Here is a 17,499-nt window from a genome sequence, read left to right as displayed (position 1 = left end):
TCAAGAGATATTAAAAATGTATCAAACTTTGTTGAGAAAAATTTTGCTGCCTACTAGTATCGTTGTCTTCACTTTGCAGCCTATAAAACCGCTTCTAGCTTTACCACTGCCACAAAACGATTTTATCCAACTTTCTGAATCTAGTCAAAAACCTACAAAACCAACTAAGTTGCAACTCTATGGAAGTCTGAAAACACGAACCCCCATGATTCAATGGTATCTGGAAGAATTAGGCATTTCTTATGACTATATTTCCTTAGATATCAAAGCTGGTGAACAGCATCAACCTGAATTTTTAGCTATTAATCCTATGGGTAAAGTTCCAGCAATAGTAGATGGTGATTTGAAACTATGGGAATCTGGGGCTATTTTACTATACTTAGCAGAAAAAGATCAACAAATGCCTAATTTATTAGGAGAGCGTGCCAAAATTGCACAGTGGGTAATTTTTGCTAATTCTACTCTCTCACCAGCTTTATTTACAGCAAGTAAACGCGAAAAAGAAATGCCAATTTTACTAATGCCACTTAATCAAATTTTGCAAAAACAACCATTTTTATTAGGTGAAATACTGACGGCTGGAGATATTGCTGTTGCCTACTATTTGTATGCGGCAAAATTACTTTTATCACTTGATTATAATCAATATCCTAACGTTGTTGCTTATCTTGATAGAATGACAGCAAGAACAGCATTTAAAAATACTGTAGGAAAGCGATAATTTGCGATTTGGTTAGTTAATTATTGATTTACTTAATGAAGTAAGTGAATATAATTAAAGATAAAAGGCACAAGAGTATAGATACCCAACTTCTTAACCCAGACGGGTATGTAAATCTGATTTAGGGTATAATACCAACTAAGTTGGAAATATATAAACTATGCCACAGGACTTATCACCCCTCTGGATATCGCTGAAAACCTCACTATTAGCGACTTTCATCACCTTCTTTTTAGGTATCGGTGCTGCTTACTGGATGTTGGGATACAGAGGAAAGGGGAAATCGATAATCGAGGGTATTTTTGTTGCACCGTTGATTTTACCACCTACAGTGGTTGGTTTCTTGCTGCTGCTATTTTTTGGTAAAAATGGTCCGGTTGGTAAACTGATGGAACCTTTTAACCTGACAATAGTATTTACTTGGTATGGTGCGGCTATAGCGGCAACCGTGGTTTCTTTCCCATTAATGTATAAAACTGCGCTTGGCGCTTTTGAACAAATTGATGCTAATTTGTTGCGAGTAGCAAGAACTTTAGGATCTGAAGAATCAACAATTTTTTGGCGGGTTAGTTTACCCTTAGCATTTCCTGGCATTTTAGCAGGTGCGACTCTAGCTTTTGCCCGTGCTTTGGGTGAGTTTGGTGCAACTTTGATGTTAGCTGGTAATATCCCTGGACAAACGCAGAATATACCAATGGCGATATATTTTGCTGTGGAAGCTGGTGATATGAATGAAGCTTGGTTTTGGGCGATTGCTATTGTCGCCGTTTCTCTATCAGGAATTATTTTAACTAACTTTTGGCAAGAACACAAGCAGCAAAATAGACGTACAGATAGGGGAGAAACTAAACAAATAGAAACAAAAAATCAGACCTTTTCTTTATCTGCTAATTCTTCTATATCCAATTTATTTATAGATATCGAAAAACACCTAGCAAGTTTTCATCTGCAAGTTGCCTTTAATATCGATAATCAACCTTTAGGATTATTGGGAAGTTCTGGGGCAGGTAAAAGTATGATTCTCCGTTGTCTGGCGGGAATAGAAACACCAACTAAAGGAAGAATTGTTTTAAATGATAGAGTTTTATTTGATTCTGAAAAAGGAATTAATATCCCTATTCGTCATCGCCATATTGGGTTTTTATTTCAGAACTATGCCTTGTTCCCCCATCTAAATGTGACGCAAAATATTGCTTTTGGTTTACCTAAAAAATTATCTCCTGGAAATATAAAACTAGAGGTAGAAAAGCAATTAATAGCAATGAAATTACAGGGATTAGGCGATCGCTATCCTCACCAACTTTCAGGAGGACAACAACAACGGGTAGCTTTAGCTAGGGCTTTAGCTAGTCAACCAGAAGCATTACTTTTAGATGAGCCATTTTCTGCCCTGGATACACACCTACGCAGTCAGTTGGAACAACAAATGACAGAGACTTTAGCTGATTATTCTGGTGTGACTTTATTTGTTACTCATAACATGGAAGAAGCTTATCGTCTTTGTCCCAATCTATTAGTATTAGAAGATGGTAAAGAAGCTCATCATGGTTCTAAATATGAGATTTTCCAGCATCCTGCAACTATGAATGTTGCCAAAATAACTGGATGTAAAAACTTTTCTCGTGCTGTTTTTATCTCATCCCAAAAAGTAGAAGCAATTGATTGGGGTTGTACTCTGGAAGTTGTAGAATCAATTTCAAATCAATTATCTCATATTGGTATTCGCGCCCATCAAATAGGGTTTACTAATGATCCTGATAAGGAGAATACTTTTCCCTGTTGGCTAGTCAGAACCAGCGAAACACCACACCGGATGACTTTATTTTTAAAGCTGCATTCACCGGCTGAAAATTCTCACGATTATGACTTACAAGCTGAAGTTTATAAGGAAAAATGGATGACAATTAAAGATAAATCTTTTCCTTTATATGTATATTTAAACCCCTTGCAGTTGATGTTGATGGAGTAAATAGCAAAAAGTGATTAATTAACCTCGAAAACGTTCAATATTATCCAAATAATCTGCTATTTCTTCTCCACCAATTTGACAAGCAACACGGTCAACTGTCAGCATATCTTCACCAGCAAATACCTTACCTAATTTTATAGATTGACCTTTATCTGGTTTCCAATCAGCACTGATAAACTTGAGATTACCATCTACAACCGCACCATTAAATAAATGTCCAATAGTGAAATAAACATCCTGTAAAATTAAAGGAACAGAAGGACGGTGTAATTGTCCTCGTGATTTTGGACTTCTCGCTTTATAATGACTGCGAGGAAACAAACCATACAAGTTTTTTAAAGAAGCTGAAATTAAAGGCTTGTCATTAATATATGTACGTTTGAAAGCACCCACAGAAATTCTACAATCTACTTCCTCTAAAATTGCAGGAGCCAGCATTGTTTTAAACCGAACTGGTTGAGGAGAAAGATTGGGATATTCTTTCAATGGTAATTCATCTGCATCTAATAATTGCATTTCTGCATCTAGCAATGAATATAAACCATTACGACTGGCTATTTCTGCTAAAGAAACTGGTGAACATACACCTTCAACAATTAAAATTTCTGCATGAGGATTACAGGAACGTAAACCTTGAAGTACCGCAGCCAAGACTTTCATGCTGACAGTTACAGGAGGTGCAACGGGATAACCCAAATTAGGTTTGACTAAAATTCGTTTAGCATTAATAGCCGCAGTCGGTGGTTGATATATAAATTCATTGGTATCTGTGACTTGAACAGAAAAGTTTAATTTAGTATTCATCAATTGACTCAGATAAGATTAAGATTAAGTTTTTTGATTATCAGATTTAAAAGTTCCAGCGATAAAATCTCGCTTTTTTAAATGCTTAGTCTTCCGCTGAGTTACACGCTCTCTCCACATTCTAAAACTAGATGCTTTCATTTCCCTACGCATTAAAGCAATCACTTGTTTTTCGAGTAGCCCAAATTGAATCTCAATAGCATCAAAAGGGGTTCTGTCTTCCCATGCCATTTCTACAATTCTGTCTATTGTGGCTTGTTCAAGTTCTGGTAATTTCATATTTGATTAAACAAGTATAGTTATATTTATTTTACAATGACAATGATAAATCGCCAACGACTTTTAAAACATCTTCTAAACTACAGAAGAAATAGCGCAAACCTGTAACCCAACAGGTGTATTAATAATTATAGATTCTACACCAAAAACTTGAGCAATATTATTTGGTGTTAGTACTACTTCCGGCGTACCAAGTTCCCAAATATGACCTTGTTTTAATAAAGCAATGCGGGAACTATACCGCGCGGCTAAATTTAATTCATGTAAAACTGTAACGATAGTTAATTGATGTTGATGATTGAGATTTTTTAATAATTCTAATAACTGCAATTGATAATTTATATCTAGATACGTAGTTGGTTCATCTAATAATAATACTTTGGGTTCTTGAGCTAAAGCTAAAGCTAGAAAAGCCCGTTGTCTCTCACCACCTGATAATTCTTCAATTAAGCGATTACTAAATTTTTCCAATTGGGTTTTTTGAATTGCTGCTTCAACTTTTTGTCTATCTTCAGAACTTAATTCCCATTGCCACCAAGGTTGATGAGGTGTTCTTCCTAAACTCACTAATTGATGCACTGTTAAACCGATAGGAACTGTTTGCTGTTGGGGTAAAAGTGCCAATTTTTGAGCTACTATATTGGGAGGTTGTGAGTGAATTTCTTGCCCATCTAATAATATTATTCCCTGCTGTGGTGAAAGAATTCGACTAATTAGTTTGAGTAAAGTAGATTTACCAGAACCATTAGCACCAACTAAACTTAACCATTCTCCAGTTTGCAAAGAAAGAGTAATATCTTGAATGATTGGTGCAACAGTATAACCACCTGTGACATTTTTTAATTCGAGAGGCATTTATTTGAAAATATAAAAAACAATTGATATGCTATTATATTTTTAGCAGAAAAAATTAATTTTTGCAATATAATTACTTCTTTATAAGATGAGATAAGCATGACTAAAGTCATGACCAGATTAGTGACCTTTTACCTATATCATCATGCAACTCTAATTTTATGATTTAAGTAGGTTGAAATAAAACAACCCAAAAACTAATTTCATTCTCAAGAATACTTATTATGAATTTGCACAAGTCTCTCATTTTACTTGGTACTCTTGGTTTAGTTACACTAGGTAGTCTAGGAATATCTCCAGCATTAGCTGACAATCCAAACAATTATAGAAATCAGCGGCAAGACAATAGCTATAGACAAGACAATCATCGCAGATACGACAATAACCATAGACAAGACAATCATCGTAGAGACGACAATAACCATAGACAAGACAATCATCGTAGAGACGACAATAACCATAGACAAGACAATCATCGCAGATACGACAATAACCATAGACAAGACAATCATCGTGGAGAACGCCGATATTAAGGTGTCCTATAGTTCCGAATTTTCTGGCTAATTATTGTAGCTACTATCTCACATCAACTTTATGTAAATAGATAGAGATGGTAGTTTTTTAAAGTTGTTAACAGTAACTATAATTTTTGAGCTAACCCCAAAATAACTGATATATAAATAGTATGTCTCTATTAAATTGAGATCTATTTATGGAGTGTAAATTCATGAACTACAAACGGATGTTGAGTATTTTTGCTATGCCTGCTGCGGTTGTAGCCATTGCTATTATGACTACAGGATGTCAATTATCTTCTCCCAATCGAGCTTCTTTTCCCAATAATTCTCCGGGAAATGGGATAAATGATAACTTATCGGAAAATGACACAAATGATAACTCATCTGAAAATGGCACAAATTATCGCTCATCTGAAAATGGCACAAATTATCGCTCATCTGAAAATGATACAAATTATCGCTCATCCCAAAGAGATATAAATCAATATCCAGAACAAATGTCAGAATTGAACTTAACTGACAATCAAAAAGCAAAAATAAGACGAATTAGAACACAAAATGAAGCGAAATTAGTTGCCCTTTTATCTCCTGAACAGCAAGAAGAATTTGAATCTGCTAATAATAGTCGTGATAAATTGTCAATGAGGAGACTGCGATCGCTAAATCTGTCAGCGGATCAAAAGCAGGAAGTTAATGCAATTATACGTAATCAACGGAAACAGATTCAAGCAGTTCTTAATACAGAACAGCGAGAAATGATAAAACAACGGCGTAGGTCTTCTAGAGAAAATTCATCCTACTAATAGTTACATCATCTTGACCATGTAATTAGCTGGGATTAATTTTTGATTTCCATCGTACTTAATTATTGTACTTAATTGCTGATGAAAGAATCTCTGCGTCCATCCTGATCATCAGTATTCAATGGAACTGGATATTAAGACTTGTTAATATCACCAGAACGACGATAAAGCAACCAAATAAACAACGGTGAACCCAGCAAAGCCGTCACCGAACCGACAGGAAGTTCTACCGCACCTAGTCGAGAAAGTAAATCTGCAAACATCAATAACCATGCACCCGCTAAAGCTGAAAGTGGTAAAACAAAACGGTTATCTGTTCCCACAATTAAACGTACACCGTGAGGAACAACCAACCCCACAAAACCGATTAAACCACCGATACTAACAGCACCTGCGGCTAATAAAGTAGCAATACCACCAATTAATAAACGCGATCGCATTAACGAAACCCCCAATCCTACAGTCAAATCATCACCCAAAGCCAAGACATTGAGCGATCGCGCCAACAAACATCCGCACAATAAAGCCACAATAATATAAGGACTAGCTGTAGAAATTTCTGTCCAACCCCGACCATTTAAACTTCCCACCAACCAACTTAACGCAATTTGCACCTGTCCATCTTCCGCCATTAATAACAATGTACTTTGTACAGAACCAAACAAAGCACTAACAGCAACCCCTCCTAAAATCAATCTTTCCACCGAAATTCCCCCACCTGCACGACCGAGGAAAATAACTATAGCCGAGGTCAAAATTGCCCCCAACCAAGCTGCTAAAGGAATCGCTATGGGGAAAACTTGCAAAACAATCATAATAATGACAATTAACCCAGCACCAGCAGAAATTCCCAAGATAAAAGGGTCAGCCAAACTATTACGTAACATTCCTTGTAAAAGTGCGCCAGACATTCCTAAAGCTGCACCCACAATTAACGCCGCCACAATGCGAGGTAGCCGTAAATCCCAAAGAATAGTTTGCTTAATGGGGTCGCCTTGGCGTAGAATTGCTTGGTAAAATTCCGATAAATTCAAAGGAACCGCACCTTGAGAAAGGGAAACTAATAACGTTATTACCAAGGCGCTAACTAGAAGTAAAATTGCCCAAAATAGGCGATGTTTTAGGAAAATTGTCTGCATTTATTATTTGCATTCAAGAATATACAACTTCAGTTGATTACAAGTATGTTCTAACTCCCCTCCACAAAACCCAAAATTTTCATTAAACCTCAGCGTTCCTCCGCGTGAACCTCAGCGTACCTTTGCGTTTAAAAATAAAAATTATCGTACTCATTAACTAGAGTACCTAAAACATCTAAATAATCTTCTTCATCAAGTGTTAATTCACCTTTATCAATCAAAAAATTGATAACCTTTTGTGTAGCTAGAAATTCCTCCTCAGAAGTAATGGGGCGCATAATTCTTATTTTTGCTGACAGGCTTTTTTATTTTAGCAAATTACAAGTTTACAGAAGTAACTCCAACATCTGCGACACACTCACCAAAGTATTCGCACACAAAATCCCCGACGCAGCCACCGCAGGAACACCGATTCCTGGTAAAGTACTATCACCCACCCGATATAAACCCTTGATTGGCGTATGTGTTCCAGGAAACATCCCCTTACCCGCAGCAATAGCTAGTCCATAGGTTCCCTGATAGCGTCGCAAATAATGAGCATGAGTTAAAGGTGTACCAATCAATTCCAATACCACACGCTCACGAATATCCGGGATAATTCGCTCCAAGGCGCGGTATAAAGATAGGGCTTTTTCTCGTTTCTGGTTTTCATAATCATCATTGCGTTCCCAACCCTCATAAGGTTCCAAGGTATAAGCATGAACCACATGATGTCCTGCTGGTGCTAAAGAAGCATCCCACACACTGGGAATAGAAATCATGCAAGTATTCCCAGCAACAGTAATATCTTGATGGGAATCATGAACCACCACATGATGTCCTGTTAAATTCTCCAACCTTTCCGCCTTGATACCTAAGTGTAAATGCATAAAGCTTGCAACGGCTGGTGTATCTAAAGCAGCTTGACGATAACTTGCGGGTAAATCTTCGGGATGTAACAGGTGATTGTAAGTATCCCAAACTGTGGCATTAGAAATTACTATTGGTGCTTTCAAAATCTCACCGCTTCGCAACTTCACACCAACCGCTTTTCCTTCTTCCACCAAAATTTGCTCAACATGACACCCCAAGCGCAACTCACCACCCCAACGTTGCAAACCTCGCACCAAAGCATCGACAATTGCTTTACTGCCTCCTAAAGGATACTCAACCCCAGCACGGGAACGTTCACCTAACATAAAAGCTACCTCTGGGGCAATTGTGCCTTCTGCCTTTAAACCAGATAAAAGAAAGCATTCTAGGTCAATTAGTCGCCTTACCCAAGGGTCTTTGATAGTAGTATCCATCACATTACCAACAGAAGTTTGCACAATTGGCAAATTTAACAACATTTTCCCCAAATCTGGTAAATAACGCTGTAGCAATAGTGGTATAACTTGCCAATCAGCCCTCAGTGCTAGGGTGGGAATACCTTTCATTGCGTCGTAAAGCCCTAGCAGACGTTGTTCAAACTGCTCAAATTCTTTAGCACCTTGAGGCGTGATTTTTTTCAACTCTTGACGGTAAAGTTCCTCATTGCTATAAACTGCAAAAGTGCCTTCAGGAAAGTGATAATGTCCTAAAGGATCATAAGGTATAACTTGGAGAGATTCACCAAGAACATCCAGAACTTGTTTAAGGGGATTTAAACTCTGGGATTCGTTAAGACCACAATAAAAAGAGGGGCCAGAATCAAACTCAAAACCTCGTCTTTTAAAGCTGTGGGCTGCACCTCCGGGAATCGTGTGACTTTCACAGACAATTACCCGTTTTCCATAACGAGCCAATAATCCAGCCGCACATAAGCCACCGATACCGCTACCAATTACTAAAATATCAATATTTTGCATATTTACTCAGTTGTCAGTTGTCAAAAAATATTACCAATTATCAATCACCAATCACCAATCACCCATGACCAATGACAAATTACTAATAAATAAAGCATTAATTCAACTAAAAGGTATTTCTAAATCTTTTGGGACAAATAAGGTTTTAGATAATGTCGATTTGACAATTGAACGAGGGGAAGCACTAGCAATTATTGGACCTTCTGGAACTGGAAAATCGACGATTCTTAGAATAATAGCAGGTTTATTACAGCCCGATGAGGGAGAAATTTATATCCAAGGAGTACAGCGAGATGGGTTAATTGAAGATGGTGCTGATGCTGTGGGAATTGGGATGGTATTTCAACAAGCCGCATTATTTGATTCGTTGACAGTAGAAGAAAACGTGGGATTTTCATTGTACCAAAATTCCAAATTAGAGCGATCGCGTATTCACCAACTAGTAAACGATAAATTAGATATGGTGGGTTTACCAGGAATTGGTCATCTTTATCCCTCAGAACTTTCTGGAGGGATGCGAAAACGAGTAAGTTTTGCTCGTGCAATTATGTCTAATCCCGATCATCCCGCAGAAAGTTCAGAAGTTTTATTGTACGATGAACCCACAGCCGGACTTGATCCCATCGCCTCAACGGTAATTGAGGATTTAATCCGTAATTTACAACGTACACAAGGTGTCTGTAGCACTTATGCTATTGTTACGCACCAAGAAAGTACTATTCGGCGCACAGCTGACAAATTAGTATTTCTCTATCAAGGTAAAGTGCAATGGCAAGGTAAAGTAAGTGAAATAGATCATACTGAGCATCCTTTAATCAGACAGTTTATGAGTGGGAGTATAGATGGACCGATTCAAATGGTCGGTTAATATCACTTGGGATTTTAGATTTGGAACTGTCAAAGATTACTCTTATCTTTTCAGAGTTTCATATTTTACAAATCAGAATTAGTTTTTGGGTAGAAGGAAAAATGCAGGATCTAATTAACAGCTTCACGTCTAAACGAACATTAAGAGAAGGCTCAGTGGGATTGCTAGTCCTACTTGGTTTAGGAGCGTTTGGGGTAATTCTGCTGTGGTTGAATAGAATCAATCCTGGACGCAGTTCTTATAAAGCTATGGTCGAATTTGTTAACGCTGGGGGAATGCAAAAGGGCGCACCAGTTCGTTATCGTGGTGTAAAAGTGGGTAGTATTTCTAACATTAAAACCCTAGTAAACTCCGTCGAAGTAGAAATTGAAATTGGTGATCCTAACTTGCTGATTCCATATAACTCATCGATTGAGGCAAATCAAAGCGGGTTAATTAGCGAAAGTATTATTGATATCACACCAAAAACCAAATTACCGACTGAAACAGATATTTCTAAACCTTTAGACAAAGATTGTAATGCCAGCTTAATTATTTGCAATGGTGCTAGTAATTTAAAAGGAACAATTGGTATCAGCGTCGATGAACTGATTCGCCAATCATCTGACTTTGCTTCTCTATACGGTAATGAAAAATTTTATAAAAACGTTGATCGACTTTTAGTCACTTCTGCTGATGCTGCTTCTAGTGTCGCTAACTTAAGTCGAGAACTGCAAACTGTCAGCAAAAGCTTTAAAGGGCAAATAAGTACATTTTCTGATACTGCGGCAACAGTCCAAAAAGCAACGAATCAACTGACAGAAACTAGCACGAAAACAGCCAATCAACTAGGTACAACAGCTAACGACTTTAGTGTAACGGCCAAACAAGCAGGTCGTTTACTAAATAACTTAGATGAGTTATTAACAACAAACCGTTCTTCCCTAGTTGGTGCTTTAAACAGCATTACCCAAACCAGCAACCAATTACGTCAGACAGTTAGCAGTTTATCTCCTGCGGTTAATCGTCTCACCGAAGGGGAATTATTGAAAAATTTAGAACTTTTATCTGCTAACGCCGCCGAAGCTTCCGCTAATTTAAAAGATGCTTCCAAAAATTTAAATGATCCTAAAAATATCGTTCTTTTACAACAAACCCTAGACTCAGCCAGGGTGACATTTGAAAATACACAAAAAATTACATCTGATTTAGATGAATTAACGGGAGATCCCAAATTCCGACAAAATCTTTTGCAACTTGTCAATGGTTTAAGTAAATTAGTTTCTTCAACACAAGATATACAGCAACAAGCAAAAGTAGCTGTTACCTTAAACTCTCTCAAAACGTCTTTGAATCAACCAGAAGCCTTAACCCCAACCCTGAAAGCCTTTGTCGATAAACCCCAAGTTATAACTCCCATTCCAACCCCGAAAGTAATTATAGAGCGACCCAAATTGGTCACTCCCACACCAACCCCGAAAGTAATTATGGAGTCACCCAAATTGGTCAGTCCCACACCAACCCAGAAGGAAATTATAGAGTCACCTAAAGTCCTAACTCCCACACCAGAGTTACCCGAATTGGTCACTCCCACACCAACCCAGAAGGAAGTTATAGAGTCACCTCAAGTTATAATTCCTGCACTACCTTCCCAGGAAATGGAGCAGGAAGAAGGAGAGACGCGGAGATAGGGGACGCGGAGACGCGGGGACACGGGGACGCGGAGACGCGGGGACACGGGGACGCGGAGACGCGGGGACACGGAGACACGGAGACACGGAGACGCGGAGACGCGGGGACACGGGGATCGGGTATTGGTTTTTCTCCAATCACCAATCACCAATCACCAATCACCAATCACCAATCACCAATCACCAATCACCAATCACCAATCACCAATCACCAATCACCAAGAACTAATTCCAGTCTTGCTCTTCTTTTTTGCCACGACTTTGATAAATTCCGCCCACTGCGTGCAACTGACGAGTTTTTTCCAGAAGTTCAGCTTCCGTTAAACCCCAGCGTTGCAAAACTTTATCTAGGTCTTTATGGATGTCCCGTGCGCCTGGAAAGCCTTGATAACGAATTTTTAGCCTAGCTAATTCGGACAAATTGTAATCCGTTGCCTCTTGAGAGAGTAAAATATCAATAAAGGGGCGATCTCGATTGTATAGGGGATGTTGTTGGTCTTTACTTGGTGAGGGTTCTGTCATATTCAGTGAGAGAGTAGTAAGTGCTTAGTCCTAAATGCCATCCTGAGTTCTCAGTTTAGTTGAAAGTTCAGTTTAGTTGAAAGTAGAACAGTTCCAGAAAAATCATCCAAATACGGAAAACAACAAGTCTACTTTACAACTTTTAATCAACTCTCCACTCAGCACTTAGCCTCGGTACTCGGTACTCCTAAAGACGGCAACCACACCCTAGGTCATACGGCTCTCACCACTGCCATTCAATTTTAAATAAAGATACATTATCTTTAAGAAAATACAAGAAACTTTACATGAGGGTGAATTATATCACCCACAGTACAAGCAGCAAGGGAGCAAGAACCCGCTATGTTTGAACACTTCACTTCCGAAGCCATTAGGGTAATTATGTTAGCTCAGGAGGAAGCACGCCGTCTGGGACACAACTTTGTAGGAACAGAGCAAATTCTCCTGGGTTTGATGGGAGAAGGAACTGGGGTTGCTGCTAAAGTGCTGGCTGAGTTAGGCGTTAACCTCAAAGATGCACGTCGAGAAGTAGAAAAAATAATTGGCCGGGGTTCTGGTTTTGTGCCACCAGAAATTCCGTTTACACCTAAGGTAAAAAGCCTATTCGAGCAATCATTTAGAGAAGCTCATAGTCTTGGACACAACTACATAAACACTGAACACTTATTGTTAGGTTTAACTGAGGCTGGGGAAGGAGTTGCTGCCAAAGTACTACAAAATCTAGGAGTTGATTTACAAGCTGTGCGCTCGGCTGTAATTAGCCGTTTAGGTGAAGATGTGACTGTTTTTGCGGGCGGTGGAAGTAGTTCTAAGCGTACCCAAAACTTAACCATAGAAGAGTTTGGCAGAAATCTCACCAAACTGGCTCAGGAAGGCAAGCTTGACCCTGTAGTAGGTCGTCAAAAAGAAATTGAACGAACTGTCCAAATTCTTGGTCGCCGAACCAAAAATAACCCAGTCTTGATTGGGGAACCAGGAGTTGGTAAAACTGCGATCGCAGAAGGTCTAGCTCAACGTATCATCAACCAAGATGTACCTGAAGTTTTGCTCAATAAGCAAGTTATCAGTTTGGATATGGGTTCTGTAGTTGCGGGAACCCGCTTTCGTGGAGATTTTGAGGAACGTCTCAAAAAAATCATGGAGGAAGTTCGCACAGAAGGCAATATTATCCTCGTCATAGACGAAATTCACACCTTAGTTGGTGCGGGTGGTACAGAAGGTGGTTTAGATGCAGCAAACATCCTCAAACCAGCTTTAGCAAGAGGTGAACTCCAATGTATCGGCGCAACCACTTTGGATGAATACCGTCAACACATCGAACGAGATGCAGCTTTAGAGCGTCGTTTTCAACCAATTTTAGTCGGAGAACCATCCATAGAAGAAACTATCCAAATCCTCTACGGTTTGCGTGGAGCTTATGAACAGCACCATAAAGTACATATTTCTGATGCTGCGATAGTAGCTGCGGCTGAGTTGTCAGATCGTTATATTAGCGATCGCTTCTTACCAGATAAAGCCATAGACTTAATTGATGAAGCAGGTTCTCGCGTGCGCTTGCGTAACTCACGCACCTCCACTGACAAGGAACTTAAACGTGAATTAGTTGGTGTCACCAAAGCCAAAGAAGAAGCAGTCAGACTTCAGAACTTTGATAAGGCTGGTAAACTGCGTGACCAAGAAGTCGAAATTCAAGGTAGACTCTACACCGAAGCAACCCAGCAAAACGCTAAAGCCCCCATTGTTGACGAAGAAGACATCGCCCAAATCGTTGCTTCTTGGACTGGCGTACCAGTTAACAAACTGACAGAATCAGAATCAGAGTTACTGTTGCACCTAGAAGATACCCTGCATAAAAGGCTCATCGGTCAAGAACAAGCCGTCACCTCTGTTTCTCGCGCTATCCGTCGCGCCCGTGTTGGCTTAAAGAATCCCAACCGACCCATAGCTAGTTTTATCTTCTCTGGACCAACAGGTGTTGGTAAAACCGAATTAGCAAAATCATTAGCAGCTTACTTCTTCGGTGCTGAAGAGGCGATGATTCGCTTAGATATGTCCGAATACATGGAAAGCCACAACGTCTCTAAGTTGATTGGTTCACCTCCTGGTTACGTTGGCTACGATGAAGGCGGACAACTGACCGAAGCAGTGCGACGCAAACCATACACAGTGGTTCTATTCGACGAAATCGAAAAAGCACACCCTGATGTATTTAATATGCTGTTGCAGCTTTTGGATGACGGACACCTCACCGACGCAAAAGGTCGGAAAGTGGACTTCAAAAATACCCTGATTATCTTGACTTCTAATATTGGTTCCAAGGTAATTGAAAAAGGTGGTAGCAGTTTAGGTTTCGAGTTCGATAACCAACCTGATGCTAGTTATCATCGTATCCGCAACTTAGTCAACGAAGAACTAAAAGCTTACTTCCGTCCAGAATTTCTCAACCGCCTCGATGATATTATCGTCTTCACTCAACTGAACAAAGCTGAAGTCAAGGAAATTGCTGAAATCATGCTACTTGATGTTGCTAGTCGCTTGACAGAAAGAAGAATTAAACTCGAAGTCACCGAAAGCTTCAAAGACAGGGTAGTAACCGAAGGCTACGACCCCAGTTATGGCGCTAGACCGTTACGCCGAGCAATCATGCGCCTGTTGGAGGATTCTCTGGCTGAAGCACTCCTCGCTGGTCAAATTGGCGAGGGAGACACTGCTATTGTTGATATTGATGATGATGGTCAGGTGGTAGTTAGAAAAACAGAAACACGCGAATTATTGACTGTGAGCTAACGCCAGTTAATTCTAAATACCAACTCAAAACTACTTGGTTAATAGGGTAAGGGGTAAACCTTTACCCTTTTGCTTTCAATATCTAGTAGTCTGTCAAGAGCTAATTGACGGGTAAATAAATCTTTTAATTTTTCTTCTTCCTTCTTCCTTCGCGCTCTTTGCGTCTTTGCGGTTCGTTTCTTTATCCGTCAAAATTTATTTGACAGACTACTAGTCTAGTATGGATAGGATTTCCATATTTGGTTAAACTATAAACCGTTTGCAGTATACGCTAAGACGATGTAGTTATTTGTCTATTTCTCCTTCAACTTCTGGGGAAGTTTTTTTCAAAATTGGTTTTTGTGGAGGATTGGGAGGATTCTTACGCTCCTCTCGATTATCCTTTTTAGATACTGGCATTACTGTAGGTTTATCCTTTCTGGATGCTTGTAATGCTGTAGCTTTATCCTTTTTGGATGCTTTCAGAAATTTTGGTGCAGTTTCTTGGGGTAAAGCTAATAGTGCCACAAAACCGAAGACATTTCTTTGGGGTAAAAATTTAGCCTTCAGGGAGACAAAAGCGGGTCGTCCTTGATCTTGACTTTTATCTATTTTAGGATTGAATCTAAACGGCCGAACTGGTGAATCTTTCCACAACAAAGGTAAATGGCTGGACTTCATAAATTTTACCTTTTTGGCTGGTTCTGCCTGTTTGATATATTCCAGCCTTTCCCTAGTAAAGTTACGGAAGACAGATATACAGGGAGTAGGACAGACAGGTATAAACTGCCATAGTCCTGAGAATTTGAACTCTAGGTCTTCCAACTCGCCAGAAATTGTGTGTTCTTCTTTACCTGTATCAAAGCCAACTAATTGAAAAGCGATGCTGTGGGGTTGCTCCTTTCTGGGGAAATGAATTACCTTAGGGTAAACAACCAATCTATAAGTATGGTTGCCAGTATTTTCTATTTCTTTGGTCAGAGCATCAAATACTCTCCGTTTTTGGGGAATATAGAAAAGTTGGTATTCAGAGCTACCGATAGTAATTGTGTTTTTGCCATCAGCATTTAAGTTGACTTCCCCAACAATTACCCCAATAGCTTGAAATATCGCTCCCGAATCTTCAATATCTTGCTGTTGATCAGTATCGGTGTCAAGATTGACTGGTTCCTGGTCAGATGGGGCTTGAAGTTGAGGAACAGGAAGAGTAGGCTCATTAGGTTCAGGATTGTTAGATGCCATAATTTTTATTCTTTTGACAGAGGGAGAATTCTTTGAGCCGTAAGTATTTGACACGCTGATCTGAATTCTACAGGCGCAATCTTATCACACTCCAAATTGGGAAGCACTGGAACAAGCATTTAGCAATTTACCTTTAACCGCTTGAACATAGCTAACCGTCCTTGCATCGCCAAGGTATCATCTAAAGGTGTAAGTTGAATTTCTTGTTGATATTTTAACCGCAGGGCTGTTTGAATTAACCAGTCGGCAACCAAGGGATTCTTGGGCAACAAAGGCCCGTGGGAATAGGTAGCAATGGCATTTTGATAAAATGCCCCTTCTGTTCCATCTTCACCATTATTACCTAAACCGTAGACTACACGCCCCAAGGCTTCCACTTTCCCTAGTTTGGTGCGTCCACCGTGATTTTCAAAACCGACCAAATAGGGTTTGCTTCCAGTCATTGCTTCCAGTTCTTGTGCTAGACGTGAGGCGGTAACTTCTATGACTAAGTTACCAATGCAACGTTTGGTATTTTCTCCAGGATGAATAGAAACTAAATCTAATATTCCTAAACCTTCTATTCTCTGTCCAAATCCTGGTTCATAATAATGTCCTAGAAGTTGGGGAGAACCACAGGTAAAGACTCCTGGTGTGCCATTTTCGATTTTTTCCCTCATTGCATCAGCTTTTGAGCCTTGTAAGTCGCGCATGACAATTTCTTGCTGACGGTCTTGTGCGCCTCCACCGATGATCACATCTACCGATTTTATATCTTCGGCAGTGGAGTTTTGGTCTAGGGGTAAAACGGTAACGTTGTATCCTCGCCATTGGGCGCGGCGTTCTATAGTTATAACATTTCCGCGATCGCCATAGGTACTCATCAATTTGGGATATAGCCAACCAATAATAATTTCCATCTGTGCAGAATTAATAAAATTAATGTGGGTTCAATGTTAACTTATTTTTTCTATTTCCCCTGCTTTTTAACTATTTTGTATTATAAGCAACAGTTTTTTTGTCACTTTATTCTGATAATGTATAGTTGATTGGGCAAAAAAATACTAGTGCTGTTAAGATTACAGAATAAATCAAGTTTATTCAACAACTAAATACATTAATAAATATATGGATTGTAAAACTGCTACTTTAGTTTATCAAACAGAAAATCATCTAGAAAAAATCAAGGAAATTTTTCCTGAAGCTTGGCAATTTTTAGAAGAACAGGCTTTTGCTTATGTTCAGTCTAAAGCTCATAATTTTGATTCCGCAGTCAAAGCACTAGTTGGTAAAACCAATTTTAAGTTTAGAATGGTTCACCGTGATGATCAAGACCAATTAACAAAAGATTTGGGTGAGTTATTGGGTGATATCACTTCTCGCTTACTCCTAGAAAAACATTTTTCGGAAGTTGTTGGTCAAAAAATTTTCTTTAGTACAATTTGCTGTAGTAGTCATCTTACTACCGACCATGAATTAAGTTTGGAGGAAGTTTTACCTCTCCAACGCGCCGCAATAAAATTGCAGTAATACCA

The 17,499-nt window shown here is 39.2% G+C and carries 17 protein-coding genes; 8 read left to right on the top strand and 9 right to left on the bottom strand.

The window, feature by feature from the left end:
- The first annotated feature begins 16 nt into the window (after positions 1-16).
- Together ANA7108_RS0124245 and modB are read left to right on the top strand one after the other, a co-directional pair.
- A complete protein-coding gene (locus ANA7108_RS0124245; RefSeq protein ID WP_016953430.1) occupies positions 17-721 on the top strand; it encodes a glutathione S-transferase N-terminal domain-containing protein in 705 nt (234 codons plus the stop codon).
- A 160-nt stretch (positions 722-881) separates the two neighbouring features.
- Positions 882-2,690, top strand: a complete 1,809-nt coding sequence (gene modB, locus ANA7108_RS0124240; RefSeq protein WP_016953429.1) for a molybdate ABC transporter permease subunit — start codon at positions 882-884, stop codon at positions 2,688-2,690.
- A gap of 18 nt (positions 2,691-2,708) precedes the next feature.
- On the opposite strand, the gene ANA7108_RS0124235 is transcribed toward modB, so the two are convergent.
- The 3 genes from ANA7108_RS0124235 to ANA7108_RS0124225 form a co-directional block, all read right to left on the bottom strand.
- Positions 2,709-3,494 (bottom strand): DUF362 domain-containing protein, encoded by a 786-nt coding sequence (locus ANA7108_RS0124235; protein ID WP_016953428.1) that lies wholly within the window; start codon positions 3,492-3,494, stop codon positions 2,709-2,711.
- 24 nt (positions 3,495-3,518) lie between these two features.
- Positions 3,519-3,773 (bottom strand): TIGR03643 family protein, encoded by a 255-nt coding sequence (locus ANA7108_RS0124230; RefSeq protein ID WP_016953427.1) that lies wholly within the window; start codon positions 3,771-3,773, stop codon positions 3,519-3,521.
- A 75-nt stretch (positions 3,774-3,848) separates the two neighbouring features.
- Positions 3,849-4,628 carry an ABC transporter ATP-binding protein gene (locus tag ANA7108_RS0124225; RefSeq protein ID WP_016953426.1) on the bottom strand — a complete coding sequence of 260 codons (780 nt, stop codon included), beginning with the start codon at positions 4,626-4,628 and terminating at the stop codon, positions 3,849-3,851.
- Positions 4,629-4,852: 224 nt separating this feature from the next.
- Here ANA7108_RS0124225 and ANA7108_RS29180 point away from each other — a divergent pair, with 224 nt between their 5' ends.
- Both ANA7108_RS29180 and ANA7108_RS28325 read left to right on the top strand, forming a co-directional pair.
- Entirely contained in the window at positions 4,853-5,161 is a 309-nt protein-coding gene (locus ANA7108_RS29180; protein ID WP_237741544.1) for a hypothetical protein, read from the top strand.
- 194 nt (positions 5,162-5,355) lie between these two features.
- Complete coding sequence (locus tag ANA7108_RS28325) at positions 5,356-5,949, top strand: Spy/CpxP family protein refolding chaperone (protein WP_052311101.1); 594 nt, start codon at positions 5,356-5,358, stop codon at positions 5,947-5,949.
- Between the two features lie 134 nt (positions 5,950-6,083).
- Here ANA7108_RS28325 and ANA7108_RS0124215 read toward each other — a convergent pair whose 3' ends face one another.
- The 3 genes from ANA7108_RS0124215 to ANA7108_RS0124205 all read right to left on the bottom strand — a co-directional run bounded on the left by ANA7108_RS0124215 (position 6,084) and on the right by ANA7108_RS0124205 (position 8,917).
- On the bottom strand, positions 6,084-7,088 hold the full coding sequence (locus tag ANA7108_RS0124215) for an iron ABC transporter permease (RefSeq protein ID WP_016953425.1): 1,005 nt from the start codon (positions 7,086-7,088) through the stop codon (positions 6,084-6,086).
- Between the two features lie 128 nt (positions 7,089-7,216).
- Positions 7,217-7,366: a hypothetical protein gene (locus tag ANA7108_RS29175; RefSeq protein WP_016953424.1), complete on the bottom strand. Its 150-nt coding sequence runs from the start codon at positions 7,364-7,366 to the stop codon at positions 7,217-7,219.
- 48 nt (positions 7,367-7,414) lie between these two features.
- On the bottom strand, positions 7,415-8,917 hold the full coding sequence (locus ANA7108_RS0124205; protein WP_016953423.1) for an NAD(P)/FAD-dependent oxidoreductase: 1,503 nt from the start codon (positions 8,915-8,917) through the stop codon (positions 7,415-7,417).
- Between the two features lie 64 nt (positions 8,918-8,981).
- Between ANA7108_RS0124205 and ANA7108_RS0124200 the strand changes: the two genes are divergently transcribed.
- On the top strand, positions 8,982-9,785 hold the full coding sequence (locus tag ANA7108_RS0124200; protein WP_016953422.1) for an ATP-binding cassette domain-containing protein: 804 nt from the start codon (positions 8,982-8,984) through the stop codon (positions 9,783-9,785).
- Between the two features lie 101 nt (positions 9,786-9,886).
- A complete protein-coding gene (locus tag ANA7108_RS27875) occupies positions 9,887-11,455 on the top strand; it encodes an MlaD family protein (RefSeq protein WP_084777049.1) in 1,569 nt (522 codons plus the stop codon).
- Between the two features lie 225 nt (positions 11,456-11,680).
- Here the strand turns inward: ANA7108_RS27875 and ANA7108_RS0124190 are convergent, their stop codons facing one another.
- On the bottom strand, positions 11,681-11,977 hold the full coding sequence (locus tag ANA7108_RS0124190) for a DUF3288 family protein (RefSeq protein WP_016953420.1): 297 nt from the start codon (positions 11,975-11,977) through the stop codon (positions 11,681-11,683).
- Between the two features lie 342 nt (positions 11,978-12,319).
- Between ANA7108_RS0124190 and ANA7108_RS0124185 the strand changes: the two genes are divergently transcribed.
- The gene (locus ANA7108_RS0124185; protein WP_016953419.1) at positions 12,320-14,764 is read left to right on the top strand and encodes an ATP-dependent Clp protease ATP-binding subunit; all 2,445 of its coding nucleotides are present in this window, start codon (positions 12,320-12,322) and stop codon (positions 14,762-14,764) included.
- A gap of 285 nt (positions 14,765-15,049) precedes the next feature.
- On the opposite strand, the gene ANA7108_RS27870 is transcribed toward ANA7108_RS0124185, so the two are convergent.
- Together ANA7108_RS27870 and ANA7108_RS0124175 are read right to left on the bottom strand one after the other, a co-directional pair.
- On the bottom strand, positions 15,050-15,985 hold the full coding sequence (locus ANA7108_RS27870) for a hypothetical protein (RefSeq protein ID WP_016953418.1): 936 nt from the start codon (positions 15,983-15,985) through the stop codon (positions 15,050-15,052).
- Positions 15,986-16,104: 119 nt separating this feature from the next.
- A complete protein-coding gene (locus tag ANA7108_RS0124175; RefSeq protein WP_026104423.1) occupies positions 16,105-16,899 on the bottom strand; it encodes a type 1 glutamine amidotransferase in 795 nt (264 codons plus the stop codon).
- 193 nt (positions 16,900-17,092) lie between these two features.
- On the opposite strand from ANA7108_RS0124175, the gene ANA7108_RS0124170 reads away from it, so the two are divergent.
- A complete protein-coding gene (locus ANA7108_RS0124170) occupies positions 17,093-17,494 on the top strand; it encodes a hypothetical protein (protein WP_016953416.1) in 402 nt (133 codons plus the stop codon).
- Positions 17,495-17,499 lie beyond the last annotated feature (5 nt).

This window comes from Anabaena sp. PCC 7108 (assembly GCF_000332135.1).
Lineage (GTDB): Bacteria > Cyanobacteriota > Cyanobacteriia > Cyanobacteriales > Nostocaceae > Anabaena.
Note: the sequence above shows the minus strand (reverse complement) of the source record. Positions and strands in the feature narration are given on the sequence as shown.

Coding starts and splice junctions, on each gene's coding strand:
- ANA7108_RS0124245 (WP_016953430.1), top strand. CDS start 17: ATGTATCAAACTTTGTTGAGAAAAATTTTGCTGCCTACTAGTATCGTT.
- modB (WP_016953429.1), top strand. CDS start 882: ATGCCACAGGACTTATCACCCCTCTGGATATCGCTGAAAACCTCACTA.
- ANA7108_RS0124235 (WP_016953428.1), bottom strand. CDS start 3,494: ATGAATACTAAATTAAACTTTTCTGTTCAAGTCACAGATACCAATGAA.
- ANA7108_RS0124230 (WP_016953427.1), bottom strand. CDS start 3,773: ATGAAATTACCAGAACTTGAACAAGCCACAATAGACAGAATTGTAGAA.
- ANA7108_RS0124225 (WP_016953426.1), bottom strand. CDS start 4,628: ATGCCTCTCGAATTAAAAAATGTCACAGGTGGTTATACTGTTGCACCA.
- ANA7108_RS29180 (WP_237741544.1), top strand. CDS start 4,853: ATGAATTTGCACAAGTCTCTCATTTTACTTGGTACTCTTGGTTTAGTT.
- ANA7108_RS28325 (WP_052311101.1), top strand. CDS start 5,356: ATGAACTACAAACGGATGTTGAGTATTTTTGCTATGCCTGCTGCGGTT.
- ANA7108_RS0124215 (WP_016953425.1), bottom strand. CDS start 7,088: ATGCAGACAATTTTCCTAAAACATCGCCTATTTTGGGCAATTTTACTT.
- ANA7108_RS29175 (WP_016953424.1), bottom strand. CDS start 7,366: ATGCGCCCCATTACTTCTGAGGAGGAATTTCTAGCTACACAAAAGGTT.
- ANA7108_RS0124205 (WP_016953423.1), bottom strand. CDS start 8,917: ATGCAAAATATTGATATTTTAGTAATTGGTAGCGGTATCGGTGGCTTA.
- ANA7108_RS0124200 (WP_016953422.1), top strand. CDS start 8,982: ATGACCAATGACAAATTACTAATAAATAAAGCATTAATTCAACTAAAA.
- ANA7108_RS27875 (WP_084777049.1), top strand. CDS start 9,887: ATGCAGGATCTAATTAACAGCTTCACGTCTAAACGAACATTAAGAGAA.
- ANA7108_RS0124190 (WP_016953420.1), bottom strand. CDS start 11,977: ATGACAGAACCCTCACCAAGTAAAGACCAACAACATCCCCTATACAAT.
- ANA7108_RS0124185 (WP_016953419.1), top strand. CDS start 12,320: ATGTTTGAACACTTCACTTCCGAAGCCATTAGGGTAATTATGTTAGCT.
- ANA7108_RS27870 (WP_016953418.1), bottom strand. CDS start 15,985: ATGGCATCTAACAATCCTGAACCTAATGAGCCTACTCTTCCTGTTCCT.
- ANA7108_RS0124170 (WP_016953416.1), top strand. CDS start 17,093: ATGGATTGTAAAACTGCTACTTTAGTTTATCAAACAGAAAATCATCTA.